Source organism: Roseateles sp., from assembly GCF_039929605.1.
GTDB lineage: Bacteria > Pseudomonadota > Gammaproteobacteria > Burkholderiales > Burkholderiaceae_C > Pelomonas.
Genome location: NZ_JBDSQX010000194.1, coordinates 13405 through 27782 on the forward strand (window position 1 = coordinate 13405; position 14378 = coordinate 27782).

17 protein-coding genes are annotated in these 14378 nt (G+C 68.5%); 5 read left to right on the plus strand and 12 right to left on the minus strand.

Annotation, left to right across the window (positions count from 1 at the left end; all coding sequences use genetic code 11):
• The first annotated feature begins 77 nt into the window (after positions 1-77).
• On the plus strand, positions 78-1529 hold the full coding sequence (locus ABIS05_RS26285) for a SulP family inorganic anion transporter (protein ID WP_348011557.1): 1452 nt from the start codon (positions 78-80) through the stop codon (positions 1527-1529).
• 3 nt (positions 1530-1532) lie between these two features.
• On the opposite strand, the gene ABIS05_RS26290 is transcribed toward ABIS05_RS26285, so the two are convergent.
• The 4 genes from ABIS05_RS26290 to ABIS05_RS26305 form a co-directional block, all read right to left on the minus strand.
• Positions 1533-2540 (minus strand): NAD(P)H-dependent glycerol-3-phosphate dehydrogenase, encoded by a 1008-nt coding sequence (locus ABIS05_RS26290; protein WP_348011558.1) that lies wholly within the window; start codon positions 2538-2540, stop codon positions 1533-1535.
• A 72-nt stretch (positions 2541-2612) separates the two neighbouring features.
• Positions 2613-3086 (minus strand): protein-export chaperone SecB, encoded by a 474-nt coding sequence (gene secB / locus ABIS05_RS26295; RefSeq protein ID WP_348011559.1) that lies wholly within the window; start codon positions 3084-3086, stop codon positions 2613-2615.
• A 130-nt stretch (positions 3087-3216) separates the two neighbouring features.
• Positions 3217-3477: a glutaredoxin 3 gene (grxC, locus tag ABIS05_RS26300; RefSeq protein ID WP_348011560.1), complete on the minus strand. Its 261-nt coding sequence runs from the start codon at positions 3475-3477 to the stop codon at positions 3217-3219.
• Between the two features lie 13 nt (positions 3478-3490).
• Positions 3491-3901: a rhodanese-like domain-containing protein gene (locus tag ABIS05_RS26305; protein ID WP_348011561.1), complete on the minus strand. Its 411-nt coding sequence runs from the start codon at positions 3899-3901 to the stop codon at positions 3491-3493.
• An 88-nt stretch (positions 3902-3989) separates the two neighbouring features.
• Between ABIS05_RS26305 and gpmA the strand changes: the two genes are divergently transcribed.
• Positions 3990-4733, plus strand: a complete 744-nt coding sequence (gene gpmA / locus ABIS05_RS26310) for a 2,3-diphosphoglycerate-dependent phosphoglycerate mutase (protein ID WP_348011562.1) — start codon at positions 3990-3992, stop codon at positions 4731-4733.
• Between the two features lie 34 nt (positions 4734-4767).
• Here the strand turns inward: gpmA and ABIS05_RS26315 are convergent, their stop codons facing one another.
• Positions 4768-5703, minus strand: a complete 936-nt coding sequence (locus ABIS05_RS26315; RefSeq protein ID WP_348011563.1) for a glycosyltransferase family 9 protein — start codon at positions 5701-5703, stop codon at positions 4768-4770.
• 65 nt (positions 5704-5768) lie between these two features.
• Here ABIS05_RS26315 and ABIS05_RS26320 point away from each other — a divergent pair, with 65 nt between their 5' ends.
• Positions 5769-6362: a DUF4254 domain-containing protein gene (locus ABIS05_RS26320; protein WP_348011564.1), complete on the plus strand. Its 594-nt coding sequence runs from the start codon at positions 5769-5771 to the stop codon at positions 6360-6362.
• A complete protein-coding gene (locus ABIS05_RS26325; protein WP_348011565.1) occupies positions 6359-7123 on the plus strand; it encodes a TIM barrel protein in 765 nt (254 codons plus the stop codon). The genes ABIS05_RS26320 and ABIS05_RS26325 overlap by 4 nt, the downstream gene beginning before the upstream one ends.
• On the opposite strand, the gene ABIS05_RS26330 is transcribed toward ABIS05_RS26325, so the two are convergent.
• From ABIS05_RS26330 to ABIS05_RS26355, 6 genes are all read right to left on the minus strand, one after another.
• A complete protein-coding gene (locus ABIS05_RS26330; protein WP_348011566.1) occupies positions 7120-7839 on the minus strand; it encodes a lysophospholipid acyltransferase family protein in 720 nt (239 codons plus the stop codon). The two genes, ABIS05_RS26325 and ABIS05_RS26330, sit on opposite strands and share 4 nt — an antisense overlap.
• A gap of 8 nt (positions 7840-7847) precedes the next feature.
• A complete protein-coding gene (locus ABIS05_RS26335) occupies positions 7848-9152 on the minus strand; it encodes a dihydroorotase (RefSeq protein WP_348011567.1) in 1305 nt (434 codons plus the stop codon).
• Positions 9153-9294: 142 nt separating this feature from the next.
• Positions 9295-10257 carry an aspartate carbamoyltransferase catalytic subunit gene (locus ABIS05_RS26340; protein WP_348011568.1) on the minus strand — a complete coding sequence of 321 codons (963 nt, stop codon included), beginning with the start codon at positions 10255-10257 and terminating at the stop codon, positions 9295-9297.
• A complete protein-coding gene (gene pyrR, locus ABIS05_RS26345) occupies positions 10257-10742 on the minus strand; it encodes a bifunctional pyr operon transcriptional regulator/uracil phosphoribosyltransferase PyrR (RefSeq protein WP_348011569.1) in 486 nt (161 codons plus the stop codon). The genes ABIS05_RS26340 and pyrR overlap by 1 nt, the downstream gene beginning before the upstream one ends.
• Entirely contained in the window at positions 10739-11137 is a 399-nt protein-coding gene (gene ruvX, locus ABIS05_RS26350) for a Holliday junction resolvase RuvX (protein WP_348011570.1), read from the minus strand. Before ruvX ends, pyrR begins: the two co-directional genes overlap by 4 nt.
• A gap of 164 nt (positions 11138-11301) precedes the next feature.
• Positions 11302-11880 carry a YqgE/AlgH family protein gene (locus ABIS05_RS26355; protein ID WP_407074859.1) on the minus strand — a complete coding sequence of 193 codons (579 nt, stop codon included), beginning with the start codon at positions 11878-11880 and terminating at the stop codon, positions 11302-11304.
• Positions 11881-11903: 23 nt separating this feature from the next.
• Between ABIS05_RS26355 and ABIS05_RS26360 the strand changes: the two genes are divergently transcribed.
• Positions 11904-13337: a deoxyribodipyrimidine photo-lyase gene (locus ABIS05_RS26360; RefSeq protein WP_348011572.1), complete on the plus strand. Its 1434-nt coding sequence runs from the start codon at positions 11904-11906 to the stop codon at positions 13335-13337.
• Here the strand turns inward: ABIS05_RS26360 and ABIS05_RS26365 are convergent.
• Positions 13334-14377 (minus strand): GGDEF domain-containing protein, encoded by a 1044-nt coding sequence (locus tag ABIS05_RS26365; RefSeq protein ID WP_348011573.1) that lies wholly within the window; start codon positions 14375-14377, stop codon positions 13334-13336. The two genes, ABIS05_RS26360 and ABIS05_RS26365, sit on opposite strands and share 4 nt — an antisense overlap.
• Between the last annotated feature and the right edge of the window lies 1 nt (position 14378).

Sequence of the window (14378 nt, forward strand, 5' to 3'; positions counted from 1 at the left end):
ATTCCATGGCGCTGCAGGCCGCAGTCGCCCGATTCAAATTTGTCCACCAGCACCACCACGCACCGAGCCGCCGTCTCATGTCCAAACACCTCCATCCATTCCGCGCCGAATGGGCGCCGAGCATCCCGCGCGAGCTCATGGCCGGCGCGGTCGCCACGTTCGCCCTCATCCCCGAGGTCATCGCCTTCTCGTTCGCCGCCGGCGTCGATCCCGCCGTCGGCCTGTTCGCGTCCTTCGTCATCAGCCTCGTCATCGCCTTCGCCGGCGGGCGCCCTGCGATGGTGTCCGCCGCTGCGGGCTCCGTCGCCCTGGTCGCGGCGCCCCTGGTGCATGCCCACGGGGTGCAGTACCTGTTTGCCGCCGGCATCCTGGCCGGCATCGTTCAGATCCTGTTCGGCTGGCTCCGGCTGGGCGTGCTGATGCGCTACGTGTCCGCGTCGGTGCGCACGGGCTTCGTCAACGCACTGGCCATCCTCATCTTCTCGGCGCAGATGCCGCATCTCATCAGCGCGAACGGCGCCACCTGGGCCATGGTCGGCGCCGGCCTGGTCATCATCTACGGCCTGCCCCGTCTGACGACCCGCGTGCCTTCGCCGCTCGTCTGCATCGTCGTGCTCACGCTGGTGGCGCAGTGGCTGCAGTTGCCGCTGAAAACGGTCGCGGACCTCGGCCTGCTGCCGCAGGGTCTGCCGAGCTTCGGTCTGCCGCAACTGCCGCTCTCGCTGGAGACCCTCCAGCTCATCGCACTGCCGGCCGTGGCGATCGCCATGGTCGGCTTGTTGGAATCGCTGATGACGGCGAGCGTCGTCGATGACCTCACCGATACACCCAGCTCGAAGAACCGCGAGTGCGCCGGCCTGGGCGCCGCCAACATCGCGGCCAGCCTGTTCGGAGGCATCGCCGGCTGCGGCATGATCGGCCAGACGGTCAGCAACGTCCGCTACGGCGGCCGCGGCCGGCTGTCCACGCTCTTTGCCGGCGCCTTCCTGTTGGTCCTGATGGTGCTGCTCAAATCCTGGGTGTCGCAGGTGCCGGTGGCGGCCCTGGTGGCCATCATGGTGATGGTTTCGGCGTCCACCTTCGACTGGGGATCGGCGCGGGCGTTGCTGAAGCATCCCAAGCTCTCCAGCGCCGTGATGGCGGCGACCGTGGCGGTGACGGTGCTGTCGGACAACCTGGCCGCCGGCGTCTCGGTCGGCGTGCTGCTGAGCGGCGTCTTCTTCACCTTCAAGGTGGCGCGCCTGCTGGACGTCGTGATGTTGGGCGGCGAGACCGTCACCTACCGCGTCTCGGGGCAGGTCTTCTTCGCGTCCGCCGATTTGCTGGTCGACGCCTTCGACGTCCGGGACATCGAAGGCAAACCGGTCCGCATCGACCTGAGCGGCGCGCACTTCTGGGACGTCACGGCGGTGAACGCGCTGGACAAGGTGTGCCAGCGACTGCGCAAGCACGGCAGCGCGGTGGAGGTCGTCGGCATGAACGAGCAGAGCCGCGCGTTGGTCTCGAAGCTGGACCTCGGCGTCGAGTAGCGCCTACTCAGGCCGCGCTTCGCGACCCATCAGGTACTCGACCGCTTCGGCCACCGGCAGGCGGCCGTCGAGCAAGGCCACCATGCCTTCGGTGATCGGCATCTCGACGCCGGCTTCACGCGCCCGTGCCAGCACGGTCGGTGCGCTGTAGACGCCCTCGGCCACGTGGCCGAGCTGCGCCAGGATCTGCGGCAGCGCCAGGCCCTGGGCCAGCATCAGGCCGACGCGGCGGTTGCGCGACAGGTCGCCCGTGGCGGTCAGCACGAGGTCGCCCAGGCCGGACAAGCCCATGAAGGTCTCGGCCTTGGCGCCTAACGCCAAACCCAGACGCAGCATTTCGGCCAGCCCGCGCGTGACCAGCGCGGCGCGGGCGTTCAGCCCCGGCGCCTCGGGTGACGAGCCGGACAGGCCGTCGCAGATGCCCACGGCGATGGCCATGACGTTCTTGACCGCGCCGCCCACCTCCACGCCGACCGGGTCGCTGGACGTGTAGACGCGCAGCCGGTCACCGTGGAAGGCGTCAACGGCCGCTTGCGCAAGTGCAGCGTTCTTGCTGGCCGCAACGAGCGCCGTCGGCCGGCCGGCGGCCACCTCCTGCGCAAAGCTGGGGCCGGACAGCACGCCGATCGGCCGATTCGGCATGGTCGGCTGCAGTTCGCCGGCAATCTCGTGGCCGAGGCGGCCCGTGCCGGCCTCGAAGCCCTTGCACAGCCACAGCACGCGATGCGTGGCCGGCAGCGCCGCCAGCGTCTCGCGCAGGCCGGACATCGGCGTCGCGACGATGGTCAGGCCGCCGGCCGCGTGGGCTATTGCCGCGCCCCGATCGGCCGTCAACCCGAGCGCGGGCGGCAGGTCGCTGTCGGGCAGGTAGGCGGCATTGCGGCGGCTGGCGCGCATCTGCGCCACGGCCTGGGCGTCGCGGCCCCACAGGCTCACGTCGTGGCCGGCCCGGGCGGCCTGGATGGCCAGGGCCGTGCCCCAGGCGCCGGCACCGAGAACGCTGATCTTCATCGTCGTCATGCGCAGCAGTGTCCACCAAGTAAAACGCCCCGCTGGGCGGGGCGTCGTTGCAGCAGCGGGCGATCAGTTGACCGCTTGGCCGCCCTGCGCGGCGCGCTGCGCCTGCTGGGCTTCAAACATGGCCTGGAAGTTCACTTCCGTCAGCAGCACGGGCGGGAAGCCGGCACGGGTGCAGACGTCGGACACGACGGCGCGCAGATAGGGGTAGACCATCTGCGGGCAGACGATGCCCAGGATGCCTTCGACCTGGTCCTGCGGCACGTTGCGGATCTCGAAGATGCCGGCCTGCTTGGCTTCCACCAGGAACAGCGTCTTGTCGCCGACCTTGGTGTTCACGGTCGCCGTGACGGTGACTTCGTAGATGCCGTCGGTGACGTTCTCTGCCGACAGCGTCAGGTTGATGTCGACCTGGGGCTGCGACTGCTCCAGCAGGATGTGGGGCGCATTGGGTTGCTCAAGCGACAGATCCTTCAGATACATGCGCTGGATCTGGAACACGGGGGTGCCTTCGGCGGCAGCTTGGATCTCGTCGGCCATGGAACTCTTCTTTCGAACGAAGCGTCAAACAAAAGCCCGCAAGCGGCGTGCTGCGGGCGGTGACTGAATTATGGGTGAGGCCTCATGACAGGCCTGGCACGGGATTGCAGGGACTTGCCCGGGGTTGAAATCAGGCAGCCTGGAGCAAGGGCTCCAGCCGGCCCTGCTGGTCGAGCGCAACGAGGTCGTCGCACCCCCCGACATGGGTGTCGCCGATGAAGATCTGCGGCACCGTGCGGCGGCCGGTCATGTTGATCATCGCGTCGCGCTCGGTCGGGTTCAGGTCAACGCGAATCTCCTCGATCTGCTCCACACCACGCCGCTTCAGCAGCATCTTGGCGCGGATACAAAAGGGGCAGATCAGCGTCGTGTACATCTTCACGTGGGCCATGGTCGGTCTCCTGTTACGCGGTTTTTTCCACCGGCAAATTTGCCTCCCGCCAGGCCTTCAAGCCGCCGCCCAGCACCTGGGCCTTCTCGTAGCCCAGCTTGCGCAGCATGCCCGCAGCGCGGCCGGCACGCGCGCCGGTCGGGCACACCACCACCAGCGGCAGGGCCTTGTTGGACGGCAGCGCCTTGTGGCCCTCGAGTTGGGCCAGCGGCACGTTGCGTGCGCCCACCGGATGACTCTTGGCGAACTCGTCAGGTTCGCTGACATCGATGAGGATGCCCTTCTCGCGGTTCATCAGCTGCACGGCCTGCGCCGGGCTGACGGCGGCGCCCTGCGAGCCCGACACCACCAGGGGCCACAGCAGCAAGCCACCCGAGGCAAGGGCGGCAAGGATCAAGTACCAGTTCTGGAGCAGGAAGTTCAAGCAAGCGTCCCGTGTAATTCAACGAAGCCGGTGATTATCGCCGGGTCCGATAATCCGGGGCTTCCACCACCTTGCGCGTCCTCTGCCCATGTACAAGCTCGTCCTCATCCGCCACGGCGAATCGACCTGGAACCTCGAAAACCGCTTCACCGGCTGGACCGACGTGGACCTGACGCCCACCGGTGTGGAGCAGGCCAAGAGCGCCGGCCGGTTGCTGAAGGAAGCCGGCTACGACTTCGACATCGCCTACACCTCGGTGCTCAAGCGCGCGGTGTGGACCCTGTGGCACGCGCTGGATCAGATGGACCGCACCTGGCTGCCGGTGCGCCACGCCTGGCGCCTGAACGAGCGCCATTACGGCGGCCTGCAAGGCCTGAACAAAGCCGAGACGGCCAAGCAGTACGGTGACGAGCAGGTGCTGATCTGGCGCCGCAGCTACGACACGCCGCCGCCCGCGCTGGAAGCGAGCGACCCGCGCAGCGAACGCAGCGACAGCCGCTACCGCAACTTGGACGCTGAAGACATTCCGCTGACGGAATGCCTGAAGGACACCGTGGCCCGCGTGCTGCCGTTCTGGAACGACACCATCGCACCGGCCATCAAGGGCGGCGAGCGCATCCTCATCGCCGCGCACGGCAACAGCATCCGCGCGCTGGTGAAGTACCTCGACAACATCGCGGACGACGCGATCGTCGGTGTCAACATCCCCAACGGCATCCCGCTCGTCTATGAGCTGGACGCCAATCTCAAGCCCATCAAGAGCTACTACCTCGGCGACGCGGAAGCGGCGGCCAAGGCGGCGGCGGCCGTGGCGAATCAGGGCAAGGCCTAGGGTCTGTTCGCCCTGAGGCAATGGGCCCATTGACTCAGGGCGAACAGGCCCTCACAGCTGACATGACCTCCTCGACGCTGGACCACTCCCCCGGTCCGCGTCGCATCAAAGTCACCGTCGAGCCCCAGGGCGCCCAACGCGCCAGATCGGTCGGCCCCAGCACGCTGACCAAATTCGCACCCACGCCTGCTGCCATGTGGGCGGGGCCGGTGTCGTTGGCGACAACCACGCCGGCCGCCTGCAGCAACGCGTTGTAGACGCCCAGCGCGACGCCGTCGAGGCGGATGGCATTCGGGTAGAGCGCTTTTGCGCCCGCCACCTCCGCCGGCCCCGGCACGATGACGACCTGGCGGCCCGCTGCATGCAGGCGCCGCACGAAGTCGGGGAAGGCCGGCCAGCTGCGGTCCAGAAACTCCACCTTGCCGTTCGCGAACGGGCAGATCAGCACGAAGCGGCCCGGCGCTACGCCATGGGTCACCAGCAGCGCACGCGCGAGTTCGTGCTGCGCGTCGCTGACCTTCAGTTGGATGTCCACCGGTGGCTCGGCGGTGATGCCAAGAAAGTCGCAGGCCAGCTCCCAGTACTCGACCAGCGTGTGCCGCCCCTCGCGCTTAGGGTGGCCGCGGCGCATCAACCAAGTTCGGCCGTCGCCCGCGTGGCCCTCGGCCTTCAGCCCGGCCATGCGCGCGTCCAGCGCGGCCGAGAAGGCGTAGGGGAACAGCAGCGTGTTCGCACGCTTGTCGAAGCTCGCGTCCTCCGCCCTGAAGCGCCGCCGCAGCGCGCGCAGCTGCGCAATGCGCTCGCGCAGATCGTTAGGGCGCACGTGCACCGTCCAGCCCTCGGCCTCCAGCAACCCGCGCGCCCAGCCCTTGCCCACCAGTTCCAGCCGATAGCCGTGAGCCTCCAGCAGCCGCAGCGCCGGCAGGCTCAGCACCGTGTCGCCGACGAAGTTGCGCAGGCGAACGATCAAGGGGCGGGCTTCTATCATTCGCAGCTCTTTACACAGTGGCGCGGGATTTTGCCAGCGCACCCCTGATGCCCCCCCTGCTCTCATCGGCTGACGTGATCGCCGGCCACGACACGGCACTGGTCACGCCGCCCGTGGCTGTCCAAGCCAACGACCTGGGTGGCTGGATCGCCGTCAACCACTTCCACAACCGCAGCCTGTGGGCGCAGGAAGACCTGGCCCGCCGCACGCTGGCCGCCGACGCCGAGATCGTCGCCAACAAGCGCGCCATCGACCGCCACAACCAGGCCCGCAACGACGCCATCGAGCGCATCGACGAGGTCTTGCTGAGTGCGCTGGGCCTCGTCGACGCCGCGACGCTGGCGAACGCGCGGTTGAATAGCGAGACGGCCGGCTCGATGCTGGACCGCATCTCCATCCTCGGCCTGAAGATCGCCGCGATGCGCGAGCAGACGCTGCGTGGCGATGTCGACGACGCGCATCGACAAGCCTGCGGCGAGCGCCTGCAGCGGCTCGTCCAGCAGCGCGCCGACCTGGGCAACTGCTTCGACGAACTGCTGGCCGACTCGCGCGCCGGCCGGGCCTACTTCAAGGTCTACCGCCAGTTCAAGATGTACAACGATCCGCAGCTGAATCCGGCGCTGGTGGCCGAGTCCAAGTGACTCAAGTGATCTCGCCGCGCTTTGCCGCCAACCTGGACTGGCTCTACACGGAGCACGCCTACCTCGACCGCGTGGACGCCGCTCGGGCCGATGGCTTCCAGTGCGTCGAGCTACAACAGCCGCACCTGCACGACAGCGACGAACTTGCCGCTCGACTGGCTGGCCTGCGCGTTGCGCTGATCAACGCCCCGGCCGGCGACTGGGCGGCCGGCGAACGCGGCTTTGCGGCGCTGCCCGGCCGCGAGGCCGAGTTCCGCGACACGACGCTGCGCGGGCTGGACCTGGCCGCGCGCCTGGGCGCCGAGCGCATGCACCTGCTGTCCGGCCTCGCCGAAGACACCCCTGAAACCCGCGCGGCCTGGCTGGCCAACCTCGGCTGGGTCGCCGAGCAATCGCCGTTGCCACTGGTGGTGGAGCCGCTCAACCGGCGCGATATGCCGGGCTATTTCCTGCACCGGCAGGCCCAGGCACTGGCGCTGCTGGCGACCTTGAACTCGCCGCGCGTGCAATTGCAGCTGGATCTCTATCAGTGCCGCGTTGCCGAGGGCGAGTCGATGACGCATCTGGCGCGGGCGCTTGACCTCGGCGTCGTCGGCCATGTGCAGGTCGCCGGCGTGGCCGGTCGTCATGAACCTGAGGCCAGCGAATACACAGCCGATCTCAAGCTGTTGCAAGACCGCGCCTGGCCCGGCGTCATCGGCCTCGAATACCAGCCGCGCGGCGACACGTCGGCCGGCTTGGCCTGGCTTGGCCTGGCTTAGAGACGCGCGCTGATCGCGGCTCGCAGCGCCTCACCGAGCGCGCGCCGGTCCAATCCCGCCGTGGGCACGGGCGGCAGGATTTGCACGTCAATGCCCAGCCCGCGCGCCGAGGCGATCGCCCACAGGCTCTGCACCAGCGTCGTGTCGCCGATGAAGCGTGCCGACGGGCTGAAACACTCGCCCGGCTCGTGCCAGCGCAGCACGACAGGCAGCACCGGGGACTGCGTGGCCACCGCCGCCTGCAGCAGGTTGGCGTGGAAGGGCAACAACTCGGGGCCGGCGCCGGTCGTGCCTTCGGGGAACACAGCCACGCAGTCGCGCGCCTGCAGCGCCTCGGCCGCCTGGTGCACGACGCGCAGCGCATCGCGCTTGCTGGTGCGTTCGATGTAGAGCGTGCCGGCGCCCGTGACCAGCGCGCCGACGACCGGCCAGTGCTTCACATCGGCCTTGGAGACGAAGCGCGCCTGCGGCAGCACGGCGTGGACGGCGGCGATGTCCAGCCAGGAGACGTGGTTGGCCACCACGAGATGACCTGCCGCCAGCTCGCTGCCGGAGCAGGTCAGCTCGATACCGAGGACCCGCAAGGTCTTGCGCGACCACCACTGGATGCGCTCGTGGCGCTGCTCCGGCGTCATGCTGGCGAACGCGGTGCGCACGATCCACAGGCCGTGCAGCACATGCGGCGTCAGGCGCACCAGGCGCCAGAGGCCCCTCAAGCTGGGCGTCATTCAGCGGTGTAAGCGATGTGCCCCGCCACCAGCGTGCAGTGCACGCGCGCCGGCAGCTCGAAGCCACTGGACGCGAACGCGAACGGCGTGTGCTTGCCCTGGCTGGCCAGCAGCTCGGGCGTGACGGCCCAGCTGGCGCCCGCGTCGAACACGCAGACGTCGGCCACGCCGCCTTCCACCAAACGGCCCGCGCTGGCAGCAAGCGACCCCAGCGCGTTGCCCAGTACGCGCACCGGCTCGGCAGTGATGACAGCGAGCGCACGTTGCAGCGGCAGGCCGGAGTCCTGGGCCCAGCGCAGGCTCAAGGACAACAGCAGCTCCAGCCCGGTCGCGCCCGGCGTGGCTTCGGCGAAGGGCACGGCCTTTTCGTCCGTCGTGACGGGCATGTGGTCGGAAACCAGCGCGTCGAGGGTGCCATCGGCCAGGCCGGCGCGCAGCGCATCGCGGTCGCGGCCCTGGCGCAGCGGCGGCGTCAGGCGCATGGCGGAGTCGAAGTAGCCGATATCGACGTCGCTGAGGTGCAGCGAGTTGATCGACACGTCGGCCGTGATGGGCAGGCCTTCCTTCTTCGCGGCCCGCACCAGCTCGACACCGGCAGCGCTGCTCAAGCGGCACAGGTGTACACGCGCACCGGTCGCACGGACCAGCTCGAAGAGGGTGTGCAGCGCCACCGTCTCGGCGCTGACCGGCACGCCGGACAGGCCCAGCCGCGTGGCCACCGCGCCGCTGGCCGCGACGCCGCCGCCCAGATAGGCGTCCAGCGGGCGCAGCCACACGGTGTAGCCATAGGTGGCTGCGTATTGCAACGCGCGGCTCAGCACCAGCGTGTCCTTGATCGGCACCTCGGCCTGCGAGAAGCCGATGCAGCCGGCCTCCGTCAGCTCCGCCATCTCGGTCAGTGCCGTGCCGCCCAGTTGGCGCGTCAGCGCACCGAGCGGGAAGAGGCGGCAGCGGCTCAGCTTGCGGGCGCGGAACTTCAGCATCTCGACAAGGCCGGGCTCGTCGAGCACGGGGTCGGTGTCGGGCGGGCAGACGAGGCTGGTCACGCCGCCGGCGGCAGCGGCGGCGAGCTCGCTCTCCAGCAGGCCTTCGTGCTCGTGGCCCGGCTCGCGCAGGCGGGCGCACAAGTCCACGAGACCCGGCGCGACGATGAGGCCGGTCGCGTCCACGGTGCGCTCGGCGCCGAAGTCACCCACATCGCCGAGGTGCACGATGCGGCCATTGGCAATGGCGACATCGCCGATGCGGTCGAGCCCGGATGCCGGGTCAACGAGGCGGCCGTTCTTGATAAGGATCTTCACTTGCAGCACTCCAACGCCAAGCCAGAACAGGCGCGCGCAGCGCCGCCGCTCATCCAGTGACTCTCGCCGATCCGGCTTTGCCGGGCGGCCGAGAGTGCCCCCTTGAGGGGGTGGCGCGTAGCGCCGCGGGGGTGGGTCATCCTCATGCTTCGTTCCCAGCGAGGATGGCCATCACCGCCATCCGAACGGCGATGCCGAAGGTGACCTGCGGCAGGATGACGCTCTGCTTGCCGTCGGCGACGCTCGACGAAATCTCGACGCCGCGGTTGATCGGGCCCGGGTGCATGACGATGGCGTCGGGCTTGGCCAGGCGCAGCTTGTCGGGCGTCAGGCCGAAGTGCTTGAAGAACTCGCCGCTGCTGGGCAGCATGCCGCCGTTCATGCGCTCGTTCTGCAGGCGCAGCATGATGATGACGTCGGCATCCTTCACGCCTTCGGCCATGTCGTGGCAGACGCGCACGCCCATGTCGCGCAGGTCGCCCGGCACGAGGGTCTTGGGGCCGACGGCGCGGATCTCGGGCACGCCCAGGATGTTCAGCGCGTGGATGTCCGACCGGGCCACGCGCGAGTGGACGATGTCGCCCACGATGGCCACCGTCAGGTTGCGGAAGTCGCCCTTGAAGTGCCGGATCGTGTACATGTCCAGCAGCCCCTGCGTCGGGTGCGCATGGCGGCCATCACCGGCGTTGACGACGTGCACATGCGGCGCGCAGTGCTGGGCGATCAGGTGCGCCGCGCCGCTCTCGCTGTGGCGCACGACGAACATGTCGGCGTGCATGGCGCTCAAGTTGGCCACCGTGTCCAACAGCGTCTCGCCCTTGGCGGTGGAGCTGCGCGCGATGTCGAGGTTGATGACGTCGGCGCTGAGGCGCTTGGCGGCGATCTCGAAGGTGGTGCGCGTGCGCGTGCTGTTCTCGAAGAACAGGTTGAACACCGACTTGCCGCGCAGCAGCGGCACCTTCTTGACTTCGCGGTCGTTGACAGAAAGGAAGCTGCCGGCCGTGTCCAGGATCTGCTCGATGACCGCCCGCGGCAGGCCTTCGGTGGACAGCAGGTGGATCAGCTCGCCGTGCTTGTTGAGTTGAGGGTTGCGTTTGCTGAGCATCACTTCACCTCAAAGCTGAAGGCGCCGGCCTCGTTGCGGATCAGACGCAGGCTCTGCTCGCTGTTGAGCGTCACCCGCGCAGCCGAGAAGGCCGCCTCGATCGGCAACTGCCGCCCACCGCGATCCACCAACACGGCCAGTTGCACGCTGGCTGGGCGGCCGAAGTCGAACAGCTCGTTGATGACCGCCCGCGTCGTGCGGCCGGTGAAGAGCACGTCGTCGATGAGCAGGATGTCGCGGCCGTTGACGTCGAAGGGCAGCTTGGTGTGGTCCGCCTTGGCCATGCCGCGCGAGCCGAAGTCGTCACGGTGCAAGGCGCTGGAGATGGTGCCGGCCGCGACGCCCAGGTCGGCCGCCAGCCGCTCCGCCAGCCAGGCACCGCCGCTCCAGATGCCGACGAGGGCGGTCTCGGGTGTCAGCAGCCGCTGCACACCGCGTTTGAGTTCGAGGTACAGCGCCTCGGCGTCGAGCAGCAGTTCACTCATGGATGTTCTCTGAAGAATTGTTCGAGGATCAGGGCGGCTGCGGCGGCGTCCACGTCATGCGCGCCTTCGGCCTCGGCTTCGACGCTGGTGTAGCGCTCGTCCACCTCAAAGACCGGCAGGTGATGGCGCCCGGCCAGGCGCCGGCCGAAGTTCCTTGCCTTGGTCGTCATCTCGTGCGGCACGCCGTCGGGGTAGCGCGGCACGCCGATGACGAGGGCGTCGGGCTGCCAGGTCTTGACGAGCGCCGCGATTGCCGAGAAGTCGCCGCTCTTGACCGTGCCGCGCGGTTCGGCGGCGCCAAGCAGGCGCGTGCCCGAGGCCACGCCGATGCGACGGGTGCCGAAGTCAAAAGCAAGAAAGAACTGGTGCGTCGTCGCTAAGGCGTCGGGCTTCATTTCAACGAACCCGCTGCACATCGAACCACCCGGAACTTGCGGGCCGAGCGTCGGGCCGCTCCCAAGCCGGCCCGCCATGGCGATGTGCTTGCGGTTCGCTGCCGCAAGCATCGCCGTCCCCTCGGGGGACCGGCCAAGGTAAGCCTTGGACGAGGGGCTTCACGTTACGCGTGGCCCGCGTCCGAGCTGAGCATGCGCCGGTCCACGCCCAGCAGCGCCAGGGCACGCTCGTAGCGCAGCTCCACCGGCGTGTCGAAGATGATTTCCGGCGAGGCGTCCACCGTCAGCCAGCCGTTGCGGCCGATCTCTTCTTCGAGCTGGCCGGCGGCCCAGCCGCTGTAGCCGAGCGTGACGAGGATCTTGCGCGGGCCGGCGCCGTTGGACAGCGCCTCGAGCACGTCGCGGCTGGTCGTCATCTCCAGCCCGCCGGGCACGGCCAGCGTGGCGTTGTAGTGGCCGCCCTGCTCGTCCAGTGGCTCATGCAGCACGAAACCGCGGTCGGTCTGCACCGGCCCACCGTAATAGACGGGCGTCTCGGCCAGCGGGTCGCTGGGCGGGCTGAGCTCGACTTTTTCGAACAGCGTGCCCAGCGTCAGCGAGATGGGCTTGTTGATGACGAGGCCCAGGGCGCCGTTGTCGTTGTGCTCGCAGAGGTAGATCACGGTGCCTGCGAAGGCCTCGTCGGCCATGCCGGGCATGGCGATGAGGAATTGATTGGTCAGGACGATCCGGGCGGCAGGCATGCGGGGCATTTTATTCTTCAGGGATGAAACCCGTTCTGGACCGCGCGCTGATCTGGTTCCGCCGCGATTTGCGCGCCGATGACCAGGCCGCGCTCTACCGTGCGCTGACCAGCGCCAAGCAAGTCTTCTGCGCCTTCATCCTGGACCGCGACATCCTCGACACCCTGCCCCGCGCAGACCGGCGCGTCGAGTTCATCCTTGGCGCGCTGCAGGCGCTGGACGAAGACCTGCGCCGGCTCGGCGGGGCGCTGATCGTGCGCCATGGCTTTGCTACGGACGAGATCCCGAAGCTGGCCGCTGAGCTGGGCGCGCAGGCGGTGTTCGCCAACCACGACGACGAGCCGCAGGCGCTGCTGCGCGACGCGTTGGTGGCCGAGCGGCTGAAAACCTTTAGCGCCGAGCTGCGCACGTTCAAGGATCACGTCGTCTTCGAGCGCCGCGAAGTGATGACGGCTGCGGGCGGGCCGTATGGCGTCTTCACGCCCTACAAGAACGCCTGGCTGCGCAAGGTGGATGAGTTCTACCTCAGCAGCTACCCGGTCGAGCGGCGCACGCATGCGTTTGCCAAGACGACGCTGGCCAAGGGCGTGCCCTCGCTGAAGGACATCGGCTTCGAGCCGGCCGGGCTGACCGAACACGTTGGCCAGGGCAGCCGCGGCGCCGAGGCGCTGCTGGACGACTTCCTGGACCGCATCGACCAATACGACGAGAAGCGCAACTTCCCCGCCGTCAAGGGCCCCAGCTACCTGAGCGTGCACCTGCGCTTCGGCACGGTGTCCATCCGCCGGCTGGCGCGCATCGCCCATCAGTTGATGCAGGGCGGCGACCACGGCGCCGAGGTCTGGCTGTCGGAGCTGATCTGGCGCGACTTCTATCACCAGGTCATGCACCACCACCCGCACGCGATGGGCGCGGCCTTCCGGCCCGAGTACGACGGCATCGCGTGGGAGACAGGCGAGCATGCCGACACGCTGTTCCAGGCCTGGTGCTTCGGGAGCACCGGCTACCCGCTGGTGGACGCCGCGATGCGCCAGCTCAACCAGACCGGCTACCAGCACAACCGCCTGCGCATGATCACGGCCAGCTTCCTGACCAAGGATCTCGGCATTGATTGGCGGCGGGGCGAGGCCTACTTCGCCCAGCAGTTGCTGGACTACGACCTCGCCGCCAACAACGGCGGCTGGCAATGGGCCAGCAGCAGCGGCTGCGACGCCCAGCCCTATTTCCGCATCTTCAACCCGACCAGCCAGAGCGAGAAGTTCGACGCCGAGGGCCGCTTCATCCGCCGCCACTGCCCGGAGCTGGCCGGCATCGACGCCAAGGCCATCCACGCGCCCTGGGAGCGCGCGCCGTTGGCGATGCAGGGGGTGGACTATCCAAGGCCGGTCGTCGACCACGCCGTGGCCCGGGAACGGACGCTGGCGCGCTATGCGGTCGTGAAGACCCGGAAGGTCTAGAACAGCTCGGCGTCGCTGTTGTCGTGCTGGACGGTTTCCTGGATCAAGCCACTGGCCACCAGCGCCGCGTAGTTGTGAACCTGGTTCCGGCCGTGACCCTTGGCGTGGTAGACGGCCTTGTCGGCGCGCTCAAAGGCGGTTGCCGGCCCGTCGCCACTGCGCACTTCGGTGAAGCCGATGCTGACAGTGATGCAGCCGACCTGGGGGAAGACATAACGCTCGGTGTTCAGGCGCAGGCGCTCGAAAGCCTCGCCTGCGTGGATCTCTTCGTCGCAACGCATCAAGACGACGAACTCCTCGCCGCCAAAGCGGTAGAGCATGTCGTGGAAGCGGAAGGAGCCGCGCATCAGGCGCGACAGCAGCAGCAGCACTTCGTCGCCGATCAGGTGGCCGAAACGGTCATTGACGGTCTTGAAATGATCGATGTCGATGACGCCGATCACGTAGTGCTGCTGGGCCGGTTCATGGCGGCGGTCCTCGGCCTCATGGGAGGCCGCCGGCCGAGCCGGGATGTCGGAGAGCACCTTCAGGAAGCTCTCGTCGAAGGTCTTGCGGTTGAGCAGGCCGGTCAGCGTGTCGCGCTCGGAGTAGTCGAGCAGGCCCTGGAAGTTGTGATAGATCCGCAGCACGCTGCTGACCATGCGCTGCGCGCCCGTGCCGAGCCGGCGCGTGGACAGGATCTCGATGACGCCGATGACGTCGCGATCCGTGGCAATGGGAAACAGGTACAGCCACTTCCCGCCCTGGGCCACCTGCGTGACGCTGCGAGTGCGCATGGCCTCCAGGCGCAGCGGATGGGTGGCCACGAGCGGCAGCGTCTCGGGCTTGGCCCACAGCGGGTCGGCCGTGGCGACGGCGTCACCCGCGCGCAGGTGGGCGCGGGTCAGCCAGCGTTCCTGGCCGGGCTCACCGACGGCACGGTAGATGGCGGCCGACTCGGGCTCGAGCAGGTCGCGCAGCGCCATGACGAGCGTGACGTCCATGACGTCACGGTCACGGAAGCCGGTCAGCTCCGCAAGATGGTCGACAACCTGGGACATG